At 44.2% G+C, this 22,560-nt stretch carries 15 protein-coding genes; 12 read left to right on the forward strand and 3 right to left on the reverse strand.

Annotated elements, in window-relative coordinates:
• Positions 1-6: 6 nt before the first annotated feature.
• Together QZY95_RS01700 and QZY95_RS01705 are read right to left on the reverse strand one after the other, a co-directional pair.
• Positions 7-1,485: an APC family permease gene (locus QZY95_RS01700; protein WP_290918530.1), complete on the reverse strand. Its 1,479-nt coding sequence runs from the start codon at positions 1,483-1,485 to the stop codon at positions 7-9.
• A gap of 221 nt (positions 1,486-1,706) precedes the next feature.
• Positions 1,707-3,248 carry an aldehyde dehydrogenase family protein gene (locus QZY95_RS01705; RefSeq protein ID WP_290918532.1) on the reverse strand — a complete coding sequence of 514 codons (1,542 nt, stop codon included), beginning with the start codon at positions 3,246-3,248 and terminating at the stop codon, positions 1,707-1,709.
• Between the two features lie 599 nt (positions 3,249-3,847).
• Between QZY95_RS01705 and QZY95_RS01710 the strand changes: the two genes are divergently transcribed.
• From QZY95_RS01710 to QZY95_RS01765, 12 genes are all read left to right on the forward strand, one after another.
• Positions 3,848-4,441 (forward strand): GDSL-type esterase/lipase family protein, encoded by a 594-nt coding sequence (locus QZY95_RS01710; RefSeq protein WP_290918535.1) that lies wholly within the window; start codon positions 3,848-3,850, stop codon positions 4,439-4,441.
• 86 nt (positions 4,442-4,527) lie between these two features.
• Positions 4,528-8,211: a transporter substrate-binding domain-containing protein gene (locus QZY95_RS01715; RefSeq protein ID WP_290918538.1), complete on the forward strand. Its 3,684-nt coding sequence runs from the start codon at positions 4,528-4,530 to the stop codon at positions 8,209-8,211.
• 17 nt (positions 8,212-8,228) lie between these two features.
• Entirely contained in the window at positions 8,229-10,016 is a 1,788-nt protein-coding gene (locus QZY95_RS01720) for a sigma 54-interacting transcriptional regulator (RefSeq protein WP_290918540.1), read from the forward strand.
• A 328-nt stretch (positions 10,017-10,344) separates the two neighbouring features.
• Positions 10,345-12,411 (forward strand): TonB-dependent receptor, encoded by a 2,067-nt coding sequence (locus QZY95_RS01725; RefSeq protein WP_290918542.1) that lies wholly within the window; start codon positions 10,345-10,347, stop codon positions 12,409-12,411.
• Between the two features lie 51 nt (positions 12,412-12,462).
• Positions 12,463-13,308, forward strand: coding sequence for a DUF4198 domain-containing protein (locus QZY95_RS01730; RefSeq protein WP_290918545.1), 846 nt, complete (start codon positions 12,463-12,465; stop codon positions 13,306-13,308).
• Positions 13,309-13,357: 49 nt separating this feature from the next.
• The gene (locus QZY95_RS01735; RefSeq protein WP_290918546.1) at positions 13,358-15,691 is read left to right on the forward strand and encodes an efflux RND transporter permease subunit; all 2,334 of its coding nucleotides are present in this window, start codon (positions 13,358-13,360) and stop codon (positions 15,689-15,691) included.
• Positions 15,692-15,699: 8 nt separating this feature from the next.
• The gene (locus QZY95_RS01740) at positions 15,700-16,458 is read left to right on the forward strand and encodes a thioesterase domain-containing protein (RefSeq protein WP_290918549.1); all 759 of its coding nucleotides are present in this window, start codon (positions 15,700-15,702) and stop codon (positions 16,456-16,458) included.
• Complete coding sequence (locus tag QZY95_RS01745) at positions 16,433-17,230, forward strand: 4'-phosphopantetheinyl transferase superfamily protein (protein ID WP_290918553.1); 798 nt, start codon at positions 16,433-16,435, stop codon at positions 17,228-17,230. Before QZY95_RS01740 ends, QZY95_RS01745 begins: the two co-directional genes overlap by 26 nt.
• Before the next feature lie 9 nt (positions 17,231-17,239).
• Positions 17,240-18,145, forward strand: coding sequence for a cysteine synthase family protein (locus tag QZY95_RS01750; RefSeq protein ID WP_290918556.1), 906 nt, complete (start codon positions 17,240-17,242; stop codon positions 18,143-18,145).
• On the forward strand, positions 18,145-19,302 hold the full coding sequence (locus QZY95_RS01755) for a saccharopine dehydrogenase NADP-binding domain-containing protein (protein ID WP_290918558.1): 1,158 nt from the start codon (positions 18,145-18,147) through the stop codon (positions 19,300-19,302). The genes QZY95_RS01750 and QZY95_RS01755 overlap by 1 nt, the downstream gene beginning before the upstream one ends.
• A complete protein-coding gene (locus tag QZY95_RS01760) occupies positions 19,286-20,062 on the forward strand; it encodes an outer membrane lipoprotein-sorting protein (protein ID WP_290918561.1) in 777 nt (258 codons plus the stop codon). Before QZY95_RS01755 ends, QZY95_RS01760 begins: the two co-directional genes overlap by 17 nt.
• A 61-nt stretch (positions 20,063-20,123) precedes the next feature.
• On the forward strand, positions 20,124-21,512 hold the full coding sequence (locus QZY95_RS01765; protein ID WP_290918563.1) for a hypothetical protein: 1,389 nt from the start codon (positions 20,124-20,126) through the stop codon (positions 21,510-21,512).
• Here the strand turns inward: QZY95_RS01765 and QZY95_RS01770 are convergent.
• A complete protein-coding gene (locus QZY95_RS01770) occupies positions 21,509-22,510 on the reverse strand; it encodes an AraC family transcriptional regulator (RefSeq protein ID WP_290918566.1) in 1,002 nt (333 codons plus the stop codon). The genes QZY95_RS01765 and QZY95_RS01770 overlap by 4 nt on opposite strands.
• Positions 22,511-22,560 lie beyond the last annotated feature (50 nt).

A 22,560-nucleotide genomic window follows, 5' to 3' on the forward strand; every position in this document is an offset into this window, starting at 1 on the left:
GGACTGCTAGTTCTCTGTTGCGCGAGAAGCAGTGGTTTCTTCTTTGGTTTCAAAGAAAACAGGGATGGAGTTGTCGCCAAAGATACTTTCACGGATTTCAAGTTCAGGAGTGTTGCGGACTGTCTGAACTTGAATGAAGTAGAATCCAATACCCATCATAATCCAAATTGCCATGAGAATCCAAGGCTCTCTTCCGATGATGGCCGGGGAGCCTGGAATGGTGAGCATACCAAGGATAATAAGAGAGGCAATTGCACCGAGAATAGAGCTCAGGTTTCTTTCACCGCGGGCAGCGAACATTTTGTAGCATGCCAGGCAGGTGTAGAGATACGCGATAACAGTGCCCACAGAGCACATATCAACAATCCAGCCTACAACTGCGCGTCCAGCCCAAGGAGTGAGAAGGCTGATAGCGATGGTGAAAATGATTGCGTTATGCGGTGTGTGGTAAGTCGGGTGTACTTCTCCAAACCATGGCGGCAAAAATTTACCGCGGGCAATAGAGAAGATGAGACGGGTGGTAGCAAGGTAGAAGCCGTTCATTCCCGTACAGACTGCTCCAAGAACGGCTGTACCCAGAATGATGCTGCCGAATTTACCAAGGGCAAGATGGGCAACAGTGCCGGTAGCCCATGCGTGGTCTTGAGCAAGCAGTTCTTTGTAAGGAAGAACACTGCCGACACAGAATGTGACAAGTGTGTAGAGCAATGCACCGATACCGATAGCGCCGAGCATAAGAACTCGTGCTTTCTTTGGAGAGAAAGAGAATTCTTCAGCAGCTTGAGGAATGGTGTCGAACCCAACGAATAAGAAAGGCGCAATAGCAACAACTGTGATGATAGACGCGAACGGGGATTTGCCTTCTGCAAAGTGTGGAATAAGGTTTGAGAATGCAAATGTGTCTGTTGTAACAACACCGAAGGTCATTGCCAGTACGCCAAAAGTAAGAGCAAAGGCGAGAATAAGCTGAATGCTTCCTGCAACACTTACGCCGCGATAGTTCATGATGCCGAAGATGAGGATAGAGGCAGACATAATGAGCACTTCACCGACATACACGTCCCATCCTGCAATGGTGTACAGGTAGCCGAATTCAAAGGCACCCGGTAGCAGGAAGCGGGCAAGAAGGGCTATTGCAGAGGCGTTGATGCCTACAATGCTGAGATAGCCGAGTACCAGTGCCCAGCCGCAGACAAAGGCACCGACAGGGCCGAATCCTGCGTAAGCGTATGCAAACTCGCCGCCAGCTACAGGATAATGCTCAATCATTTGGCTGTAGCTGAGTGCAACAACACTCATGACTATGCCGCCGATTGCGAATGCTATGATTGTAGCCAGAGGGCCTGCGTTAGGCAGAAAGGATATACCGGGAAGGACGAAACAGCCCCAGCCGACAATACAGCCGAGTGCCAGTGCGCCTACTTGCCAAGGGGATAGGCTTTTTTCAAGCGTGCCACGTTCTGTTTTTTGAGATGTTCCAGCCATTATAACTCCTCGTTTGGATATGCGTTTGCGCCGTAAGGCGATTTTTCTTGCTGGCGGACATTCATAAGCGTCTACGTGTAGGGCACGGACATGAAATATAATCAATTTCAAACAAAAGTGGATAATCGTATCCACAATACTTCGTACGGGTAAGGCAGACGCCTATAGAAATAGGTGGGGAACCCTGTGTTCTGCAGGGTTCCCTTCAAGTTCGAGAGTAACTACGAAGCTACACAGCTACGTACGTTTGAACTTGCTGGCTTTGCCTTACCGGCACGGACTTCCGGGTCCGGATGGTAAGTGCGAACGGTGACAACTTTGTTCTGGGTGTAGAAATCTACCGCATCTTTTCCCTGAACTTTGTCGGTACCTACGAGGGAACCTTTGATGCCACCGAAAGGCAGATATGGATGTGGAGCGCAGATGCCGACATTAACGCCGATCATGCCTACTTCGGCTTCGCGGCTGAAGGTTTCTGCGTAATGCATGTTTTGTGTAAAGATACATGCGCCGTTACCGAATTCGGAGCTGTTGATCAGGTTGATTGCGTCGTCCATGTCTGCAACTTTTACAACTGATACGAGCGGGCCGAATACTTCTGTACTGAAAACTGGGTTGCACGGGGTAACATCTTTAATGATTGTCGGCCCCACGTAGAATCCGTTCTGATCTTTTTCAGGAACTTCAGGGTTACGTCCGTCCAGAAGCAATGAACAGCCGCCACCGTGTTCCAAGGCGATATCAACGTATTTTTCAACGTTTTCTTTTGCAGCCTTACTGATGAGTGGGCCCATGTATACGCCGTCATCCATGGCGTTACCCACAGTAACTTTTTTGGATGCTTCCAGCATGCGTTCACATACTTCGTCATAAATTTCCGGAACAACACCGACGATGGAGCCGGCAAGACAACGCTGGCCGGCAGAGCCGTAGCAGGAGTTGATGAAGTTATCGATGAAGATATCCATATCGGTATCTTCCATAACAAGAAGCATGTTTTTTGCGCCGCCGAGCAACATGGAGCGTTTTGCATTTTCACCAGCTGCTTTTGCCATTGCTTTTGCTGTAGGTGTGGAACCAACAAGGCATACACCGGCAACGCGTGGATCTTCATACCAAGGAGCTGCTACGCTTCTGCTACCGTAAATTACGTTCACAACGCCCGCAGGAATTCCGATTTCCATAAATATTTCAATCATCTTTTGCATGAAGAGCGGAGACTGTGTGGATGGCTTGTAAATGAAGGTGTTACCTGTTGCGATAGCAACCGGAATAAACCAGCCGAAAACAAGTGCAGGGAAGTTAAACGGAGCAACGCCGCCAAAAACGCCCAGAGGTTTTTTTACCACTTTGCCGTTGATGTTGTTGGCAATGTTATCCAAGGTGTCACCCTGAATAAGTGTCGGTACACTTGCTGTTGCTTCGAGAATTTCAATGACTCGGCGGACTTCACCGCGTGCTTCAGAAATGTGTTTTGCCTGATCTATGGCGATGGAATACGCGAGATTTTCCTGCTCACGTTCCATGAGCTCACGCATTTTGAAAATGTATCCCATGCGTTTTGCAATAGGGGTATTTTTCCAAGTTTTAAAAGCTTCTGCTGCGGTATCAATTGCTTTTTGAGCAAGGGCATCGCTACCCATTGGCACTTCACCGAGTACTTCACCCGTGGAAGGGTTATATAACGGTGTAAACTCTGTGCCTTGTTCCTGAACCCATTCACCGTTTATATAATGTTTGATGGTGTAAAATTCGTTTGCCATGAGAGAGACTCCTTGATGTCCTAATCAGGCGCATGTGCACCTTGTTGTATTATTCAGATAACGTTGCACCTTTTTAACGGTGCGATATCCTTCATCACTTAAGGTGGGAAACGACAACGGGTGCATCCCATAATTACAGTCCGCGTGTCGCTTCCCGAGATATGCTGAAATCACTTCTCTAAAAGCAAAGTTGAGACCAAAAATGCTCTTCTTGTTATATTTCCTTTAAAAACAGTGTGTTGATAGTTTTCGAGTGAAGACTGTTTTGGTGGTCTTTTAGGTAGGTGCATTGTATGGGGCATGAAAGCCCCTGAAAATGTTTGCGGGGTGTTCTCTTTCACGCTGGGCTGTACTTTTTCGCGGGGCACATTTGCCCCGTGAAAAACATTTTTGGGAATGTGTCGTATAGATGGGCTTTGTCACGGGGCATAAAAGCCACATGGATTATTTCAGTGTGCGTTTTGATGGAAGAGAAGAAGGCAGAACTCAGCGTTTTCATTTGTTTTTGTAGATAAAAGTGCCAAGAACTGCTGTTCGTCTGTTGGTGTGATCTTTGCTGTGTATGGTGGACTTACTTAATTCATTACACAGGAGACACTATGAAGACCTTCTTTTTCTTTGGTGATTCGTTGACGTTGGGAGTGAATGATAAGGGGATGCTCGGGTGGACGGGGCGGTTTGCTTCGACACTGGATGTGCCTGTGCCGCCGACAACTTTCTATAATCTCGGGGTATGTAAGCATTCCAGCCATGCTGTTATTGAACGATGGAAGGATGAAGTGGATAGACGCGCACTGCCGGAATCAGATGTGAGGATAATGTTTTCATTTGGTGTAGTTGATATGGCGGCACCAGAAGGCAAACCGATTATTCCGTTGCAACAGTCTGTAAAGAATTTGGAAGCGTTGATTCAAGAGGCAACATCAACGTATCCCATAGATTCTATTCGTGTATTGAGTCCGTTTCCTGTGGCGCAGGCAGAGCATCGTGGACGTATTGAAGAGCTGCATTTTGCCTACGCCGCGGTCTGTCGAAAATATGGTGTTGGATATGTGGATGTATTCACATCTCTTGCCGGTGACGAAAATTATATGGGTGACTTACAAGATGGTGTGCATCCTGCAGAAAAAGGGTGCGAAGTAATTGCCGGATATTTGTCTAATGATCCGTCTATTCCGGATTGGATTGCATAGATCAAAATAGGATGTCTTTGAGCGTGCTGCATTATGTTCAGTAGATAAAACGGTCAAAGGCATCCTGATGTAATAGGGAGAGTGAAATGCGGTTGCGTTCCTTACTTGTTCTTGGGGCAATCATGGTTTTAATCGGGTTGCATTTTACATATCAAAAAGTGCTCGAGCATTTGAGTGACAGCGAAGCAGCTGTTGAAAAGATTATTGAAAATAAAGAATTTGTATGGGCTAATTTTACTGATGAGGAACGCGATTGGCTTTCAAAAAACTCTACAGTGACTGTTGGAGTTGATAAAAACTTTTTTCCTATGGAAGGGCTGGATGAGAATGGTCGCTATATAGGAGTAGCCAGTGACTATTTGCGGATTTTAGAGAAATTGACGGGATTGAGTTTTTCAATCTCTGTTGCCGGTGATTGGCCGAATGTTCTTTCGTCAGTGAAGTCCGGTAGACTTGATATGCTGGCTGCTCTTGCCCCCAGCCCCAGTCGTGCACAGTTTTTAACCTTTACCGAATCCTATATTGCCATGCCCGGCATTATTGTTGTGCAGAGGGGAAGTGAAGAGGGGCTTACTCTTGACGATCTTAAAGGCAAGACTGTTTCTGTTGTTAAGCGGTATGTCTGGCATGACTATCTCGAAGAGTTTTATAAAGACATCACATTGGATGTGGTGGAAGACAGTCAGGAAGGGTTGCAGCATGTCTCATTCGGACAGTCTGATGCTATGGTCGATTTTCAGTTCAGTATTACTCATAAGATAAAACAGAGTGGTATTCTTAATCTGCAAGTGGGCGGAGGAATCGGCTTTGATCCCGGAATCTCAATGGGGGTACGGACTGATCTTGTGATTCTGAAGGGAATTATTGATAAGGCATTAAAAAGGGTAACTCCGGAGGAAAAAAATGCGATAGCCGGCAAGTGGGTAAAAGTCAGTGAAAAAAGCACTGTTTCAAACAGGGCTATAGCAGTGATGATCGCTTGTTTATTGAGCTTGCTTGTGGCGACGTGTTTTATTTTACTCTGGAACATCTCTTTGAAACGGATTGTTGAGAAACAAACATGTGAGCTCAATAACGAGCTTGGCAATCGCGATAGGGTTGAAGCTGCTTTGCGTAAAAGTGAGGAGCGTTATCGGCGTATTTTTGAAAATATTCAGGACGTATATTTTCAAGCAACATTGGACGGAACGATACTTGAGATCAGCCCCTCTGTTGAAAGGGTGTTCGGGTGTACACAGGAAGAGGCTCAACGGCTTTCTGTGAAAAATTTTATTGATGCTTCTGTTCTGGAAGATATGTGGAGTGTGTTGCGTAAGCATGGAGAATTAGAAGACTATGCCTTTGTATACCATTCATCAGATGAACCTGTATTTTGTTCCGTAACAGGTACATTTCTTCGTAACAGCAATGGAGAGCCGACAGAGTTTGTGGGGTCTGTTCGCAATGTTACCACGCGCGTTCAGTATGAAAAAATGTTGAGTGACGCTAATCTTGAGTTGGAATCCAGAGTAGAAGAGCGAACCCGTGATTTACAGAAAATGAACGAAGAGTTGCAGCGTTCCAAAGAAGAAGCAGATGCTGCAACAAAGGCGAAGAGTCAATTTTTGACAAGTATCAGCCACGAATTACGTACTCCGCTTCATGCCATTATTGCTTTCACTGAGCATGTTCGTTCCCTCGAATCTTCATCCGCTGTGCGGAATTATCTGCGTAATATTCTCGATTCATCATTTACGTTGCTTGATATTATCAATGATCTCCTCGATTTTTCTAAAATTGAAGCAGGACATGTTGTCTTGGAGCGTGTTCCATTTATGCTTGATCATTGCGTGCAGCGTGTATGTAACCTTGTTTTGGCAAGGGCAGCAGCTCAGGAGCTTGAGTTTATTGTTGATTTGCCTCCGACAGTGCCCGCACGGCTCGTTGGTGATTCAGGTAAGCTGCAGCAGATTATATTAAATATTGCGAGTAACGCCTTGAAGTTCACTCCTTCAGGAGGAGCTATCACACTTTCATTTGACTATAAGATGAAGGCTGAACAGGAAATTTGGTTGCATTGCTATGTTGAAGATACAGGCATCGGAATTCCTGAAGATTCTCTCGATCAACTTTTTGTTCCGTTTCAGCAGCTTTCAGGTGGTGACTTGTATAGCTATGGAGGAACAGGGCTGGGGCTGAGTATTTGCAAGCGCTTTATTGAAGGTATGGGCGGTGAGATAAGCGTTGAATCTGAAAGCGGAAAAGGGTCATTGTTTGCCTTTACTGTTCCTGTGTTGCTGCAAAAAGATGCAATGAAACAACCTCCTGTTCCGGAAGAACTTTCCGGGTTGAAAGTGTTGCTTGTTACAAGGTCTGAACGCTCCGGAAAGGCTATGGCGCGTCATTTTACCTTTGCTTCGTTGAAAACAGAAATCGCATACGGGGTTGATGCCGCTATAGAGTCTCTGAACTCCGCAGAATCTAAGCCGGATGTGATTTGTATCGGGCATAATATCGCAGCGTCTGAGTGCCCCGAAAGGCTTTTTGTCTCCAGCACAGGCGAAGATATCCCTGTACTGATGTTGGCTGCGAAAAACGACAAGCTATCTCTTTCTAACCGTGCCCTTCCTGAGCATGTACACGTTGTTACGGAAATACTGACACATAGAATGCTTCAGCATGCACTTTGCAATATTTTTGGTGCAGAGCCCCTTGTGCCGCTGGATGCGGAGACGCCATTTACAGCCCATAGTGACAATAGTGTGTTTAAGGGGGTGCGGGTGCTTATTGCTGAAGATACATTGACTAACAGAGACATCTTGCAACTGCTTCTTTCTCCGACAGGTGCAGAATTGACCTTTGTTACTAACGGGTATGATGCCGTGGAAGCCGTTAAGGATGGTTCATACGACCTGATTTTGATGGATGTTCAGATGCCGAGAATGAACGGGTGTGAGGCCGCAACTGCTATTCGCACAGAATTGCAGGTGACAGACGTGCCGATTATTGCCTTGACGGCGCACGCCATTAAGGGAAGCAGGCAGCGAATGTTGCAGGCAGGGATGGAGTATTTTCTTACGAAACCTTTTGGAAAGGATTCTTTGTATTCAGTAATGACAGCAGCTCTCGGGCGGGCTGATATAGGCGGAAATTATATGCCGACAACAGACAAAGAGGAGACTCGTTTAGTCCTTCCTTCTTCCATTGATAGCGAGATAGCAAACAGGTTGGGGCTTCCTCAGGATGAGTATGATGTTTTGTTAAAACAGTTTGCTAAAGAACATTGTAATTCCGTTGAAGCCATGCATGCCGCGAGGATTGAACACGATTATGTGCAGCTTGAAAGTGAGGCTCACGCCCTTACTGGTGCGGCTGCTAATGTTGGAGCAGGTGAATGCGCTGCGTTGGCAAAGCGTATAGAAATTCACGCTGAAGGAATGAACAATGGTGTTGGTAACTCTTCTGCAATTGACGAGTTGCTTGCAACGCTTGAGCGAGAACTACAGTTTGTTGTTGAAGAGATCCATGCTTTAATTCCAGACTCTGGATACCTTGAAGGAATTGTTGGTTCGCCAACGCCATTGACTGAAGAAGGATGTGCATTGCTTATGGAATTGGCGAGTGCCTTGGAGCTAACTAATCCTCTAAAGATTGAAGAGTTACTGCCGCAAGTTCAACCGTTGTTGGAGCATGATGATTTTAAAGAGCTGGATGCTTTGGTTATGGAATATGAGTATGAGAAAGCGCATGCGTATCTTTTGCAATGTCAGCAGGCAGCTGAACGTGCGTGATTGTGTGAGGTGAGGGAATGAATAAAAAATCAAGCATTCTGGTTGTTGATGATAACCCGATTAACTTGCGTGTTCTGGTAAAGAATTTACAGACGGAATATGACCTGCTTGTTTCTAAAACGGGTGAGGCAGCATTGAAAAATGCTATGAACCATACGCCGGACATTATTTTGTTGGATATTATGCTGCCGGATATGGATGGCTTTACTGTATGCGAACGATTGCAGGAAAATGAGATAACAAGTTCAATACCCATTATTTTTATTTCCAGCGTTCATGATCCACTTCAAAAAACACGTGCTTTTGCTGTTGGTGGTGTGGATTATGTCACTAAGCCTTTCCATCAGGCAGAAGTCATGGCACGGGTTCAAACGCATTTACAATTGAAGTCTATGCGGGAAGTTTTGGAGCAGCAGAAAAACATCATCAGCCGGCAGTTGTCTGAAAAAAACAGGCAGCTATCAACGCTTATGGATAACCTGTTTGGTATTGCATATCGTGCAGATGTAGATGCTGATCGAACTATGCAGCTTATGAGTGTGGGAACACAGGCTTTGACGGGGTATCCTCCTGAATATTTTACAGGCAGGAATGCAAACAGTTTTCTCTCTATAGTATTGGAAAAAGATCGCGGCAGCATACGTGCTAAGATTTCAGAGGCGTTGACAAAAAAAGAGCGTTTTGAGTGTGAATATAGAATTGTTTTGAAATCTGGAGAAACAAAGTGGGTGCGTGAGCAAGGCGTTGGGCTGTATGATGAAGAAGATTCGTTATATGCCATTGAAGGGTTTATTTCTGACGCCACAAAAAGCAAGACACAGGAATTGGGCATTCGTAAAGAGAACTCAGTATTGAAGAAAAAGATGCAGGCTCATTATTCTGAAAATATTGTCGGTGATTCTGAACCGATGCAAAATTTATATGAAATGATACTGAAAGCTGCCGGTACAGATGACAACGTCATTGTGTACGGAGAATCCGGTACAGGAAAAGAGCTGGTTTCCCGCGCAGTCCATGATCATAGTACAAGGATTAATGGTAATTTTGTTCCCGTTAACTGCGGAGCCGTGCCGGAGCATTTATTTGAAAGTGAATTTTTCGGACATAAAAAAGGTGCGTTTACGGGCGCTGTTGCAAATCGCAGAGGATTTCTTGAACAGGCAGATAATGGAACTCTTTTTTTAGATGAACTTGGCGAGATAAGCCAGATGGGGCAGATTAAACTGTTGAGGGCGATTGAAGGTGGTGGGTTTACTCCTGTCGGAGGTACTGGAGTCGTCCATGTAAGGCCGCGTATTGTGGCGGCAACAAACCGTGATTTAATGGAACTGGTTAAGAGCGGCGCAATGCGTAGTGACTTTTATTACAGAATCCACGTTGTTCCCATTTATATTCCGCCACTCAGGGAAAGAAAGCATGATATCCCACAGCTTATTGAGCATTTTATGCGTATGTTTCCTCGTCAGGACTGCTGTTCACCAATTACAACAGAAGTTATGAATGCCTTTGTTCAATATGATTGGCCGGGTAACATTCGAGAATTACAGAATGCATTACATCAGTATCTGCATCTCGGAACATTAATCCTTGGTGAAGAACAGGTAATCAGTGGTAGAAATGCTATTAAGCAGGAATACATGCCGCAAGAAACACTGGAACGTGCAGTCGCGCGATTTGAGCGACAATATATTATTGATGTATTAAAAAGGAATGATTGGCGAAGGATGATGACTGCAAGCACATTGCAGATTGACAGAAAAACGCTGTTCCGGAAGATGCGTCATCATAATATCGTGGAAGAATAGTGATAGTATGTTGCTCAAATGAAAATAGATAAGAAATTGGATAGAAAAAAGGACTACAAAAAAATTTGTAGTCCTTTTTTGTTGGGGCATCTGAACTATGAGGATTGGATTAGAAGGGATTAGAGGGCGTTTATATTCTATCTGTTTGTAGTTGTTGTAAAATGTTTAAAGTATGTATTTAAAAGAATTTGGTAGAGCTAGTCGAAAAGTTGAGGAGTTCTGCTCAGAAATTCCTAAAAAGCAAGGAAATGTTCATAAAATGAAAGATTGATAATGAATTTCATTATAGATGGTTTGACTAGTTTTTAACACGCAATGGAGTCGAACCATGAAAAAACAAGTAGGGGTGCTGCTTGTTCTAATCGGCATTATGCTGTCTTTGCCGATTAACGGACATGCAGAGGAAGAAAAGTCTTATTATCTTGAGGGAATGACTGTAACTGCTCAAAAGGTTGAGCAGAATATTCAGAAAATTCCAGGAACAGTTGAAGCTTATACTGATCTGGAACTGGATGAGAGAGTCATCAATAACTTCAGTGAATTTGTTGAGTATGTTCCAAACGTATTTTTACGTAAGAACAGTATTGACCAGGCAATCGTGATTCGTGGGGTTTCATCATTTGCAGGGTCTCTCTATTCGACTGCCGGCTTTTATGTGGACGGTGTTAACTATCCGATTCATCAGATGCAGGATTTAGATTTTTGGGACATCGAGCGAATCGAAGTGCTTAAAGGCCCTCAGGGGACTTTGTACGGACGTAACTCTGAGTCCGGTGTAATTAACATTGTAACAAAAAAGCCGAATTTTGACCTTAGTGCGAAGCTTTACACACAGCTGGGCGCATATGACGCGCATGGTGGAGAGCCGATTGCCCGTGGTGGTTTTGCAGTCAATGTTCCAGTTATTGATAACAAACTTGCCATGAAATTTTCCGGTCAGCGCGACTACTCAAGCGGCTGGATGGAGAACGAGTACAATGGTGACCATGCGTTAAAGACAAATCAGCTTGGTGGCCGATTTACTACTCTGTTTACGCCAACTCAGGATTTGGAATTTACAGCAATTATCGAGCAGCGCAAAAAAGATAACGGCGTAGGTGTATATCGTTACATTGAAGGTCCTAACAAAACTAAGCGCAACACACTTAATTGGAACGGTGCAAATGAGAACCGTGTTAATGCTGGTGCGCAGGTTTTAAAAGTGAATTATGACGCAGGCAATTTTGATATAGCCTCTGTTTCTGCTCATCACTTGTTCCACCAGCGTTACGCAAACGATGCTGATATGTCTCCGGCCGATTGGGGTGATTCCGGCGGTAAGAACCGGATTAAAATTTTAAGCCAAGAGTTACGTTTTTCTTCAAAGCCGGGTGAAGATCGTCTTTTTGATTGGTTAGGCGGATTTTACGGTTACCTTGAAGATGTGAAAACACGATATGAAGCTGCTGGTTACACTCACAAAACAACACAAGATAACAGCGGTGCAGCAGCATTTGGTCAGGGTACATGGAATATTACCCGCAAATGGCATTTGACTGGTGGCTTGCGCGTTGACTGGCTGGGACTTGACGGTAAGAAGGATTTGACTGGTTATGGTGCTAAAGACACCTTCTCTGAATACCACTCCTATACTGAACTGTTACCTACTGCCAGCTTAGCATACGACATTACCGATGATATTTTGTCCTACGCCAAAATTAGTAAAGGCTATCTTGCTGGTGGGTATGATTACTCAACAGCAAAAGAAGCTGATCAGTTCTACTTTAAGCCAGAATACTCGTGGAACTACGAGCTCGGTTTAAAAACAAATCTGTTTGATAAAAGTCTGATTGCAAACGTTGCTTTGTTCTACATTACTATTCGAGACAAGCAGGTTGCACAGATGGAACCAACTGCTGGCGATCTGGAACGTCGCCGTATTGTAAACGCTGCGAAAGCCCGCTCTTACGGTGCTGAGCTTGACCTTCAATGGATACCAATTGCAGGTCTGACTATTAATGGTGGCGTAGGTTACCTTAATAGCCGCTTGAAGGATTGGAAGACTGAAGGAGCTGACGCGTTTGATTACGATAACAAAGTTACTCCTGGTTCTCCTGAGTGGTCCTACACCGCTGGTGGTACTTACCGTTGGGAATCTGGATTCCTTATCGGTGCAGATGTTGTTGGTGTAAGTTCCTTCTACACCGATACAAAAAATGACTCTAAAGTTGACGGACGTACTCTTGTAAACACTCGTGTTGGTTACGAGGGAGAAAACTTTGATATTATCTTCTGGGTGAAAAACCTCTTCGACAAAAAATATAATGAAAACGAATGGGCTTGGGGACCGGGCAGCACCATCGCACAGCAGGGTGCTCCACGCTCCATGGGCGTATCACTTACATATAACTTCTAACAGTATGCGAAACCATCCGCTGGGTGGTTTCGCATTTTTTTGGAGAACAGCATGGCAAGAAAATTATGGATTAACGCAACAGAATCATTTGGGTTACACAAATCTCTTGAAAACCCACCATGGCATTATTTTGTAAGCCTTGGTTTCGGACATGTCGTTCCTAACGATGACTTTATGGATGGCGCGTTAACCCTTGGCGAATATGAACTTGTAGATCCGTCTCTTAGTAGAACGCCACTCCCGATGCCAGTTGCTGAAGTAGATACAGTTTCAGGTAAGGACGGCGTAACTATTGAAGCTGGTGATCTGGCTGCTCGCAAAATATCTTTTGATGAAAAAGCAGAAGTTGGAACACATCAAGTTACAGCTTCTACAAAAGAAGAGTTTTTTGCGCTTTGGGAAGAAGATGGTCAAGTTTGCACCGCTAATAAACCGTTGTCAGAAGTTAAAGATAAAAATGTACTTACCAGCGTAAAGTATCAGGCATTCGCAAAAACGTTCCTTAAGCACAAAGAATGGACTGAGCCTAAAGAACTTGGGCATGCGCTGGAGCTTATTCCGCTTACTGATCTTAGTGATGTGCATGTGGGAGATTGGGTTACCTTTAGTGTGAAATTTATGGGTAAACCATTCTCTTGTACTCAGGAAACAATGGAATTTTTACTTGCATCTTCAAATACCTTCGGTGGTGAAGCCGGAGGTGAATTGGAAGGCTTCTTCTTGTCCGCCTACATTGTGAACGGCAGGGCACGAATTAAAATGCCGACAGCCGGTCAATGGCTTATCAACGTTTTCTCCCGTCAGGATGTAACTCCGGATAATGAGCTGAAAGAGCTCTCAGATAGTTGCAACAGAGTCTACTTCGGCAGCAGCGTCACATTTAATGTAAAAGCTTAATCTTAACAGGGCGCTTTTATACAAGGCGCCCATTTTTATAGGTATCAATATGACCGAACAATCACATGCTATTTTCAAACGAATGGGTGAAAAGCTTGTTCGTTTTCGTTGGTTGTCTTTACTTTTGGTGGTTGCTTTAACTGCTGGCTTCTTTTTTATGTCACAGGGACTGACTTTTAACGGTTCAACAAAAATCTGGTTCGTGGACAATGATCCGGCAATGAGCCGCCTTGATGTATTTAAACAGCAGTTCGGGAATGATCATTTTGTATACCTGATGCTCGAGCCAAACGAAGACAAAGGGATTTTCAAAAAAGATACAGTAACATCTTTGCGTAAACTGGCCGGTGAACTGGAACGTGAAGTTCCTTTTCTTAAAGACATGACGTGGGTAGGTAATGCAGAAGCTATCGATCCTACCAAAGACGGTATTCATATACTCAGACTGTTTGAAGAAGATGTTCCTGAAGATCAAAATGGAGTTGCGGCGCGTGGCGCCCGTGCTCTAGAAGAGGAAGATTTTGTAGGACGTTACATTTCTGCTGATGGTAATACTGCTGCTATTATGTTGGAAATGAGTGCGTACCCTGCCGATGCACAGAATCCTGAGGCGCAAGTTGCCTACACAGTTTACAATATTTTGGGAAAAAATGAATTTTCCGGATTGAAGTCATGGGTAGTGGGTGAACCTGCATTTATGTTCAACTACAACGTGCTGGCAGGTAAAGAAACACCTATGCTTTTTGGTGTTTGCATTTTGATTCAGCTCATACTTCTTGCGTTGCTCACAAGAACGATTCGTTCTTCACTCGTCCCCCTTTTGATTGTTGTTCTTAGTGTGCTGTGGACATTCGGCATTATCGGTCTTACCGGCCTCCAGCTGAACCTTATGATCATCGGACTGCCTGTCATACTTATTTGTGTAGGTATAGGTGATGCTGTTCACGTAATTGTCGCGTTTAATGAGCGATACCAATCCGGAATACCACGTAAGGAAGCAGTCAAAGAAGCTATTGCGAGCGTCGGGTTACCGTGTTTACTGACTACGCTGACAACCGCAGCAGGCTTTTTCTCTTTTATTGCCGCTCCTATTAAACCGTTTCAGGAAATGGCCTGGTATGTTCCGGGTGGTGTTATTGCGGCGCTTGTTCTTACTTTCCTCCTTGTTCCATTCTTTTTCTCTTTCGGTCGAGAACATCCAAAGAATAGTAAAGCTGTACCAGAGAGAAAAAAAGACGTTTTTGATCGTCTATTTGTTAGGCTTGCAGATTTTGTAATTAAACGACCTAAGCAGATTGTAGCGTGTTTTTCTGTCTTTGTTGTTATCGGTCTTGTGGCAGCAAACTTTGTTCAGATCGAAACAAATAATACTCGGTTATTGAAAGAAAATGTGCCCATGCGTCAGGCGATTGAACATGTTGATGATACCATGGGCGGTTCAATGGCGTTAGAAGTTATTCTGGACACTAAAAAAGAAAATGGTGTTCGGAGCGCTGCCTTCCTTCATAAGATGGAGTTGCTTGAAAAGAGTATTGAGCAGCATAGACTTGTGACTGACGTAACCAGTGTTTTAGATGCATTGCGCAAGGTCAGAAAAGGCATGCACGGTGGAGCTGAGGCATACTATTCATTGCCGGAAACCGATCGGGCTGTTTCCGATTATCTTCTTTTGTATGAAATGGCAGGCGGCGATCAGCTTGATAAGATGCTTTCTTTTGATGGCTCTATTGCACGGTTAAATGCTCGTACCACAGCACTCGGTACAGCAGAAGCACGTATTCTTCGAAACGCTATTTTAAAACAAGCAAACGCGCTATTCCCAGATGGAAGTGTAACGGTAGATACCACTGGTTCTGTGGATTTGTCTGTAGCTCTTACTGATAACATAGCAACCGGACAAAATTCTAGTTTTGCATTGGCGTTTACGGTAATCGGCCTGATTATGATGTGGGCAATGCGCTCTGTGAAGCTTGGCATGATCAGCATGCTTCCTAACGTCTTTCCAGTGTTAATGGTGCTTGGTCTTCTTGGGATTACCGGAATCTATATGGATACGGTGGTCATGAGTGTGAGTGCCATGATTATTGGTGTTGCTGTTGATGACACCATTCATTTCTTTATCCGACTGCGTAGAGAGTTTGAAAAGACCGGTGAGTATGAATCTGCCGTTCGTGAAACAATTATCGGCGCAGGACGTCCTTTGATGTTTACCACAATTACATTGGCTCTCGGTTTTGGTGTGTTGATGATCTCAGCAATGATGGGCTGGGTTAAGATTGGTGCACTTGCTGGCTTTGCTTTTGCCTGCGCATTGCTTGCAGATTTGCTGCTGGCTCCTGCTCTTGTATTGCTGCTCAAACCTTTTGACCAAAAGGAAGTGTAGGTTGAATTATGTCTAAATGGATAATGCCTAGCTTAAAGCGGGGTGGTGATGTGCAATTGTTCTGCTTTCCTTTTGCCGGTGGCGGTGCCTCGGCATATAGAACTTGGCTGCGTCAGCATTCGCCTCGTCTTGATGTAGCAGCTGTTCAGTTACCAGGGCGGGAGAATCGGATTGCAGAGCCATTACTTCACTCAATGGATGCGATACTCGGTGAGTTAGTTGAAGAACTGGCTTTGCAGATAACCGGTCCGTATGCCTTTTTTGGGCATAGTCTTGGTGCTCGTATGGCATTTGAAGTAGCAAGAACACTTCACAAGCGTGGGCATCAGCTACCTGTCCATATGTTTGTTTCAGGAAGTCGTTCTCCAGAGATTCCTGAACCGAGACCCTTGCATCAGTTGTCTGAGGAAAGGTTTTGTGAAGAACTCGGACGCTTTGGCGGAACTCCACGTGAATTAATGGAAAATCCTGAGTTAATGGCTCTCTATCTTCCAATTTTGCGGGCTGATTTTACCGTGGACGAAACATATGAATATAACCATGGCGATCCGTTGCCTGTTTCGATCACAGCGTTTTGCGGAACAAATGATCCGGAAGCAACTACACAGGAAATGCTTGGCTGGAAACATCAAACGACGGAGCAATTCACGTTTAAGCAGGTTACAGGTGATCATTTCTTTATTCAAAGTCAGTGGTCATATGTTTTGGATCAAATCGAAGAGACCGTAAAGGCAGGTGGTTGTGCAGAGCATTGCATTGCCATGTAATAATTTTGCTGAAGGGCATGATGCAGTCATTCCCCGGGCTGCATCTGCTCTCCCTTCAATAAGGCAATTAGGAATGGAGGACTTGAATAGTAGTCAGTCATGCTGTTTTTGTGACGATGAAGTACATGCATGGGTGTTTAGTTATTCAGAGTTGTTCAACATTCCGACATTACAAGACAGCCTGTCCGCTCTTGAATGGGAGCGGGCAGCGCTGTTTGCCTCGAAAAAATTTGCAGACAAATACTCCTATGCCAGAGGGGCACTTAGAGCTGTTCTTTCTCAATACAGCAGTGTCACTCCAGAGAATATAACATTTGAGTATGCTGCAAGTGGCAAGCCCTTCATTAAGAGTAACCCCCTTTATTTTAATCTTTCACATTCAGGCGACCTAGTTTTTATTGTTGTTTCTGAGACTCACGAACTTGGCGTAGATGTTGAATTTTATCGCCCTATACCAGAGGCATTGTCCATAGCAGAGAATTGGTTTTCTGACATGGAAACTACATGGATTAAATCGTCGCCATGCAATGATGAAGCGTTCTTGCGGTGTTGGGTTATTCGTGAGGCTTTTGTGAAGGCTGTGGGCTGTGGTTTAAAGCTTCCGTTGGATTCTTTTGGAATATTACTGCCGGATTTTTTTTCAACGGAAAAAGAAATGAACGGTATTCGGTCTCCTTTAATTACAAAGCATGCTCAATGTGATGACGTGCAGATTTTAGAATTAACACTGCAAAATAACTATCTCGCTGCCATAGCAGCGTTACGAGTTTAGGAGAAAGCCATGAGCGCAGTATCAATCATGGATTGTATCGGGCACACACCTTGTCTTGAACTGAACATGCAGGGCGGGACGGTATTTGCTAAAGCAGAGTTTTTGAATCCGGGTGGTTCAATCAAAGATCGAATCATCCGTCATATTTTGGATAATGCAGAACAGGAAGGGCGCTTGACCCACGGAACGCATATCGCCGAAGCATCAAGCGGAAATACAGGTATTGCTTTAGCTATGGCAGGTGCCGCAATGGGATACAAAGTTACTATTTTTATGCCGGAAACAGCCAGCTTGGAACGTCAGAAAATGATCCGTCATCTCGGTGCTGAAGTTGTATTGACTCCGGCAGGAGAGAGCGTTGGAGGAGCTGTGGATGCTCTCCACAGGTTGATAGCAGAAGAGGGCGATATTTTTACCGTCGGCCAATTTGTGAATAAAGAGAATATTCAGGCGCATTATCGAACAACTGCCAGAGAGTTGTGGGAGGATGTATCGTGTAATGTTGATTGCTTTATTAGTGGCATTGGAAGTGGCGGAACTTTAATGGGCGTTGGTTTGTACCTGAAAGAGAAGCAGCCGAATATTCACATTGCTGCTGTTGAACCTAAGGGGGCTTCTGCTTTGCTCGGTCAGGCTAACTCACTGCATCGCATAGAGGGGATTGGAGACGGTTTTATCCCTGAAATTCTCCAACCTTCAATAATCAGTAATATTATTGAAATACAAGATGATGTGGCAATGAAGTATGCCGCTGACTTAGCAAAAAGTCATGGGATTCTGGCTGGCATTTCTTCAGGTGCAAACTTGGCGGCAGCAGCGCAAATTGCCAAAGAACATCCCGAATGGCGTATTGCGACAATACTTCCAGATCGGGCAGAACGGTATTTCAGCACTGGTCTTTTCGGAGCGATATAATGAAACAAATTGCGATCCTTGGAGGCTATGGAAATGTTGGAATGGTTGCAGCTTCATATTTGGTTAAAAAAGGTGGTGTAGATCTCTATATTTGTGGGCGTAATTACCAGTCTGCATCAAAAGCTGTTGAAAAGCTTGAGCGGCTGGCGGAGGAGCAAGGCAATATTCAGGACGTTCAATGCCGGCCATATCAAGTAGACATTCAACGTTCTGATTCACTGCGCAGCTTGTTAAGCACATGTGATGTGGTTGTGAATTGCACCGGCCCAACTGCTTTAATTGGTGATAAAGTTGCACGAGTGGCGATCGATGCTGATTGTCATATGGTAGACCCCGGTGGGTATGACTATGTTATTGAGCTTATTAAAGATCTAGAGGACGTTGTTAAAGATAAAAAATTACAACTGTGCTTTGCCGCCGGTATTGTGCCGGGAATCTCTGCATCACTTCCGCTAGTAATGGCTAAACAGTTTTCACAGATTTTTTCTTTGAACAGCTATTTTGCCGGCGAGGATGTTTGGTCATACGGCTCCATGTATGACATGGTTTGTGGTATGGGCGAACTGAAAGAGCTTGGGGCGAGTCAGGCAAAAAATAAGAAACGTATTCCTCTTCCAGTTTCAGAGCGCTTTGTACATTTTCCTCAGCTTCCAGACCCCTTTGGTAAAAGTATAGCTCAACCGTTCTACACCAAAGAATTTGAGCGGGTAGTTAAAGACACAGAAGCTTTCTTAGGAAAATGCTTCTGGGTGAATACTGGCCCAGCCTTTTCTGCAACCCTCTCCCTTATGCGTATGCTTCGTTGCTACCGGTCTCCGGCTTTGACGGATTTGGCTGCACGTTTGCTGTGCCGTGTTTCTGCATGGGATGGCAACCGTAGAACTTCGAAAGGATATATGCTGGTAACAAATATTACTGGAGTTCAAGATGGTGCCGTAAGCTCCGTTCAAGGAACATTACGATTTCCTGACTCATACACAGGGACAGGTCTTGCGACAGCAATGATGGCACATCGTATTGTAACCGGTGCTTCAAAAGCTTCTGGTATTGGCAGTTTTCCAAAGATGATTCCGCCAAAAGCCGTGATTGATGTGCTGCGGGAAGAAGGTATTGAGATGGAATTACGTGAAGGAGAGAGTCATGCTGTTGCGTGTTAATGTTACTTTCTTTTGTTGGTTGATCGTTTCAATTCTTATTCCGCAATCAGGTTTTTGTATTACCGGATTAGAAGTTGCGGAACGTATGGATGCTGTTGACACAAGCAAGTGTGGTGAAATGCAATCCATTATGCTTATAAAGCGCGGCTCACAACAGCTTGTGCGTGCTATGGATGTTAAGAAAAAGAAATTTGAAGGCGTTGAAAAGCAGGTTATCCGTTTCTCAGAGCCTCAGGAAGTTCGTGATACTTCTTATCTTACATGGTCACATCAAGATATTGATAAGGAAGATGATATGTGGGTCTACATGCCGTCAGAGTCACTCGTTCGAAGGGTGAGTGGAGGCGGTAAAAAGGGGCCTTTCATGCGGAGCGATTATGCAAACGAGGATGTTTCTAAGCGTGAGGTGGCAGACGATACACACAAGCTTTTGCGTGAAGAGCAGTTATTTGGTGTGGATTGTTATGTAGTAGAAATGACACCAGTCCATCCGCACAAAACGAATTTTAGTAAACGTATTGTATGGGTGCGTAAAGATATATGGCTTCCTGCAAAAATTGAATACATCAACCATGCAGGTAAATCATACAAAGAACTGGTGTATGGTGGTTTCAAAAAAATCCAAGGAATTTGGACAACAACTCGCCAAAAAATGACAACACCTTCCCGAGGTACAGTAACCATTATGGAGTACCGTAAGGTAGCATATGATACCGGTTTAAGTGACTCATTGTTTTTACAGACAGACTTGAAGCGCTAGTTTCTGCATCATTTTCTTCTACTCAATCTTATTTGCACAGTTTCCGCAAAGATCACGAATTATGACTCGAAAAATAGTATTCTCGCTTTGTGTCTTTATGTCTTGCCTGTTCCTGAGTGGGCATTGGGTTTTAGCTGAAGAAATAGACAGCACAGTTGGTGGAGATCCTTTTGCCAATGATGTGGGGTTTTCTATTCCTGAAGAGTTGATTGAGGATCCAAAAGCTGATGCCGATGGTGGTGTGTTTTCGTACGCTGGCTTTTTGGAATCTCGAAACCAGTTTGGATTGAATACCCCGCAGGAACCAATCTCTATGCGCCAGCGTCTGCGCGTTGAGACAGATTATCGTTACGATAAATTTTCTGCTTTTCTTAGTGTTGACGGTGATTATGAAATTGCGGCGCAATACTGGGATGGAACAGGGCATGAGGCTGTGTATGCTGTGCTCCGTAGTGGCTACGTAAGCTATGATTCTGAGCAATTTGATTGTGTGGTTGGGAGTAAAATTATTCGCTGGGGCACCGGTGACGGGATTAACCCTATGGATTTGATTAACCCATTAGATGTTCGTGATCCAATCGCGACAGGCAGAGCAGATAATCGTCTTCCGGTTTGGCTGGCAAGCGCCACATGGTTTATCGGTGACTGGACTCTTGAGGGAGTCTTTCTGCCTGTCGCGAGTGTAGAAGATATTCCTAAACAGGGAAATCCTTGGGTTACACAGGGATTAAAAGAACTGTATCGAGGTGAAGATAATGGAACGCTTATTTTAGATTCGCAGGATGTTCCAGATCGGTGGTTCAGAGATGTAGAAGTTGGTGCAAGGCTTTCTCGCAACTTTGATGGCTGGGATGTAGCATTTATTGCGTATCATGGTTTTGTGAACTCTCCAGTTTATGGCAGATATGAAACTGCTTCTGGAATTCCAGAATTTCGTCCTGAGCATCCTCGATTTACAGCCTTTGGGATTAACTTTGCTAAAGGAATTGGTGCAGGAACCATTCGTGGAGAACTTGCATATAAACCTCAATATCCCGTGGCAAGAGAGAGTAGCAGCAATGGCATTGGAAGGCGTGATCTTTGGCAGTGGGTTGCCGGAGGAGATTACGATTTTGATGGTGTTTATTACGTCAATGTTCAGTTTTTTATGGATGCTGTTTCTCAGTACTTTAGTACTTCCGATGAAGGATTTATCGGTACAAAGCTATGGCACGGTTTCACTTACGAATTAAGCAGAAAGTTTTTTAGAGATGACCTTAAAGTGGGTGTGCGTGGTAAGGCGTATACCAGTGGTGATGGTGGACTTATTGAGGCATTCGGTGAGTATAAAATAGGTGATGATTGGAACTTGTCGACGGGCGTTATGATCTGGACTGGAGCAAATAATGGTTTGCTCGGGCAGTATGATAATAACGATCTGTATTACATTACTGCCCGATATTATTTTTAGTTAATATTAAGATGTGAAGGGTGTTCAAGAGCTGTTTGTCGCATCATATGTTCAGTTTGATATTTTTTAGGTTGCGAACCAAATTGTTCTACAAATGCACGGGACAAATGGCTTGGACTTGAAAAACCGCACTCATAAGCAATTTCAGAAACATTTCGTCTACCATCTTCAAGCAAGCGTCTGGCACACTCAAGGCGCTCTTTTCTTAGTATTCCAAATACAGTGTTACCATATATCATTCTAAACAGTTTGTTTAATCGAGTATGGGAAAGCCCGACAGATTTAGCAAGTTCAGGTAACGACGGGGGAGTAGATATGTCCTCCATAAGTTTTGTATATGCTTTGCGTGTAGCTTTTTCTTCGAATTCGGTAATACCTTTACTTAGTGCTGCGATTGAATCAAGCAGGCTGAGCTGTGTGTAGAGCAACTCTAGTGCTTTATATTCTAAAAAAACTTTTTGGAAATTTCCTTCAAGAGGGCACTCGAGAATTTGTTTAGCGCTGATTTGAAGGGATAAAGGGATGGCTGCCTCTGTAAAGAACGGGCAAGAGTTTTGTAGAGACGTTTCCTGCTCCATGAGGGAGAGAAGGGATGTCTGTTCTTTTGAAATGAGAGAAGAAAGAGCTTCCATGGAAACTTGTAGTCCGACAGCTTTAAGTGGTGTTCCAGAGCAGGTTTTTGAAACACCGCAGCAGTATGGAAGATAAGAGCAGGTGTAGGAACCGCTCTGGGTAGTCATTGTTTGCTCTTTACCGTTGCTATCAGATAAGCAGACGGTTGTTCTCCCTGAAAGGCAGTAAAGAAATTCTACAGGTGCATCCTGTTGTTCGAACTGAAATGTATGATCTGCTGTAATGGCAGGGCAGTCTTGAACTAACAGTTTGATACCTGATCGGATCTGGTATTCATTCCACAAGCATTGCTCTTCTTTTTCAGAAATCCATGCTTCGCCGTTTGTGAATGCTTGCTTCCAATTGTTAATACTGATCTTAACCACAGTTACCTCCTGTAAACATTACTTAATCAGTATTAATTGAAATTGCAAGT

The organism is Halodesulfovibrio sp. (genome assembly GCF_015482765.1).
Lineage (GTDB): Bacteria > Desulfobacterota > Desulfovibrionia > Desulfovibrionales > Desulfovibrionaceae > Halodesulfovibrio.

Coding starts and splice junctions, on each gene's coding strand:
- QZY95_RS01700 (WP_290918530.1), bottom strand. CDS start 1,485: ATGGCTGGAACATCTCAAAAAACAGAACGTGGCACGCTTGAAAAAAGC.
- QZY95_RS01705 (WP_290918532.1), bottom strand. CDS start 3,248: ATGGCAAACGAATTTTACACCATCAAACATTATATAAACGGTGAATGG.
- QZY95_RS01710 (WP_290918535.1), top strand. CDS start 3,848: ATGAAGACCTTCTTTTTCTTTGGTGATTCGTTGACGTTGGGAGTGAAT.
- QZY95_RS01715 (WP_290918538.1), top strand. CDS start 4,528: ATGCGGTTGCGTTCCTTACTTGTTCTTGGGGCAATCATGGTTTTAATC.
- QZY95_RS01720 (WP_290918540.1), top strand. CDS start 8,229: ATGAATAAAAAATCAAGCATTCTGGTTGTTGATGATAACCCGATTAAC.
- QZY95_RS01725 (WP_290918542.1), top strand. CDS start 10,345: ATGAAAAAACAAGTAGGGGTGCTGCTTGTTCTAATCGGCATTATGCTG.
- QZY95_RS01730 (WP_290918545.1), top strand. CDS start 12,463: ATGGCAAGAAAATTATGGATTAACGCAACAGAATCATTTGGGTTACAC.
- QZY95_RS01735 (WP_290918546.1), top strand. CDS start 13,358: ATGACCGAACAATCACATGCTATTTTCAAACGAATGGGTGAAAAGCTT.
- QZY95_RS01740 (WP_290918549.1), top strand. CDS start 15,700: ATGTCTAAATGGATAATGCCTAGCTTAAAGCGGGGTGGTGATGTGCAA.
- QZY95_RS01750 (WP_290918556.1), top strand. CDS start 17,240: ATGAGCGCAGTATCAATCATGGATTGTATCGGGCACACACCTTGTCTT.
- QZY95_RS01755 (WP_290918558.1), top strand. CDS start 18,145: ATGAAACAAATTGCGATCCTTGGAGGCTATGGAAATGTTGGAATGGTT.
- QZY95_RS01760 (WP_290918561.1), top strand. CDS start 19,286: ATGCTGTTGCGTGTTAATGTTACTTTCTTTTGTTGGTTGATCGTTTCA.
- QZY95_RS01765 (WP_290918563.1), top strand. CDS start 20,124: ATGACTCGAAAAATAGTATTCTCGCTTTGTGTCTTTATGTCTTGCCTG.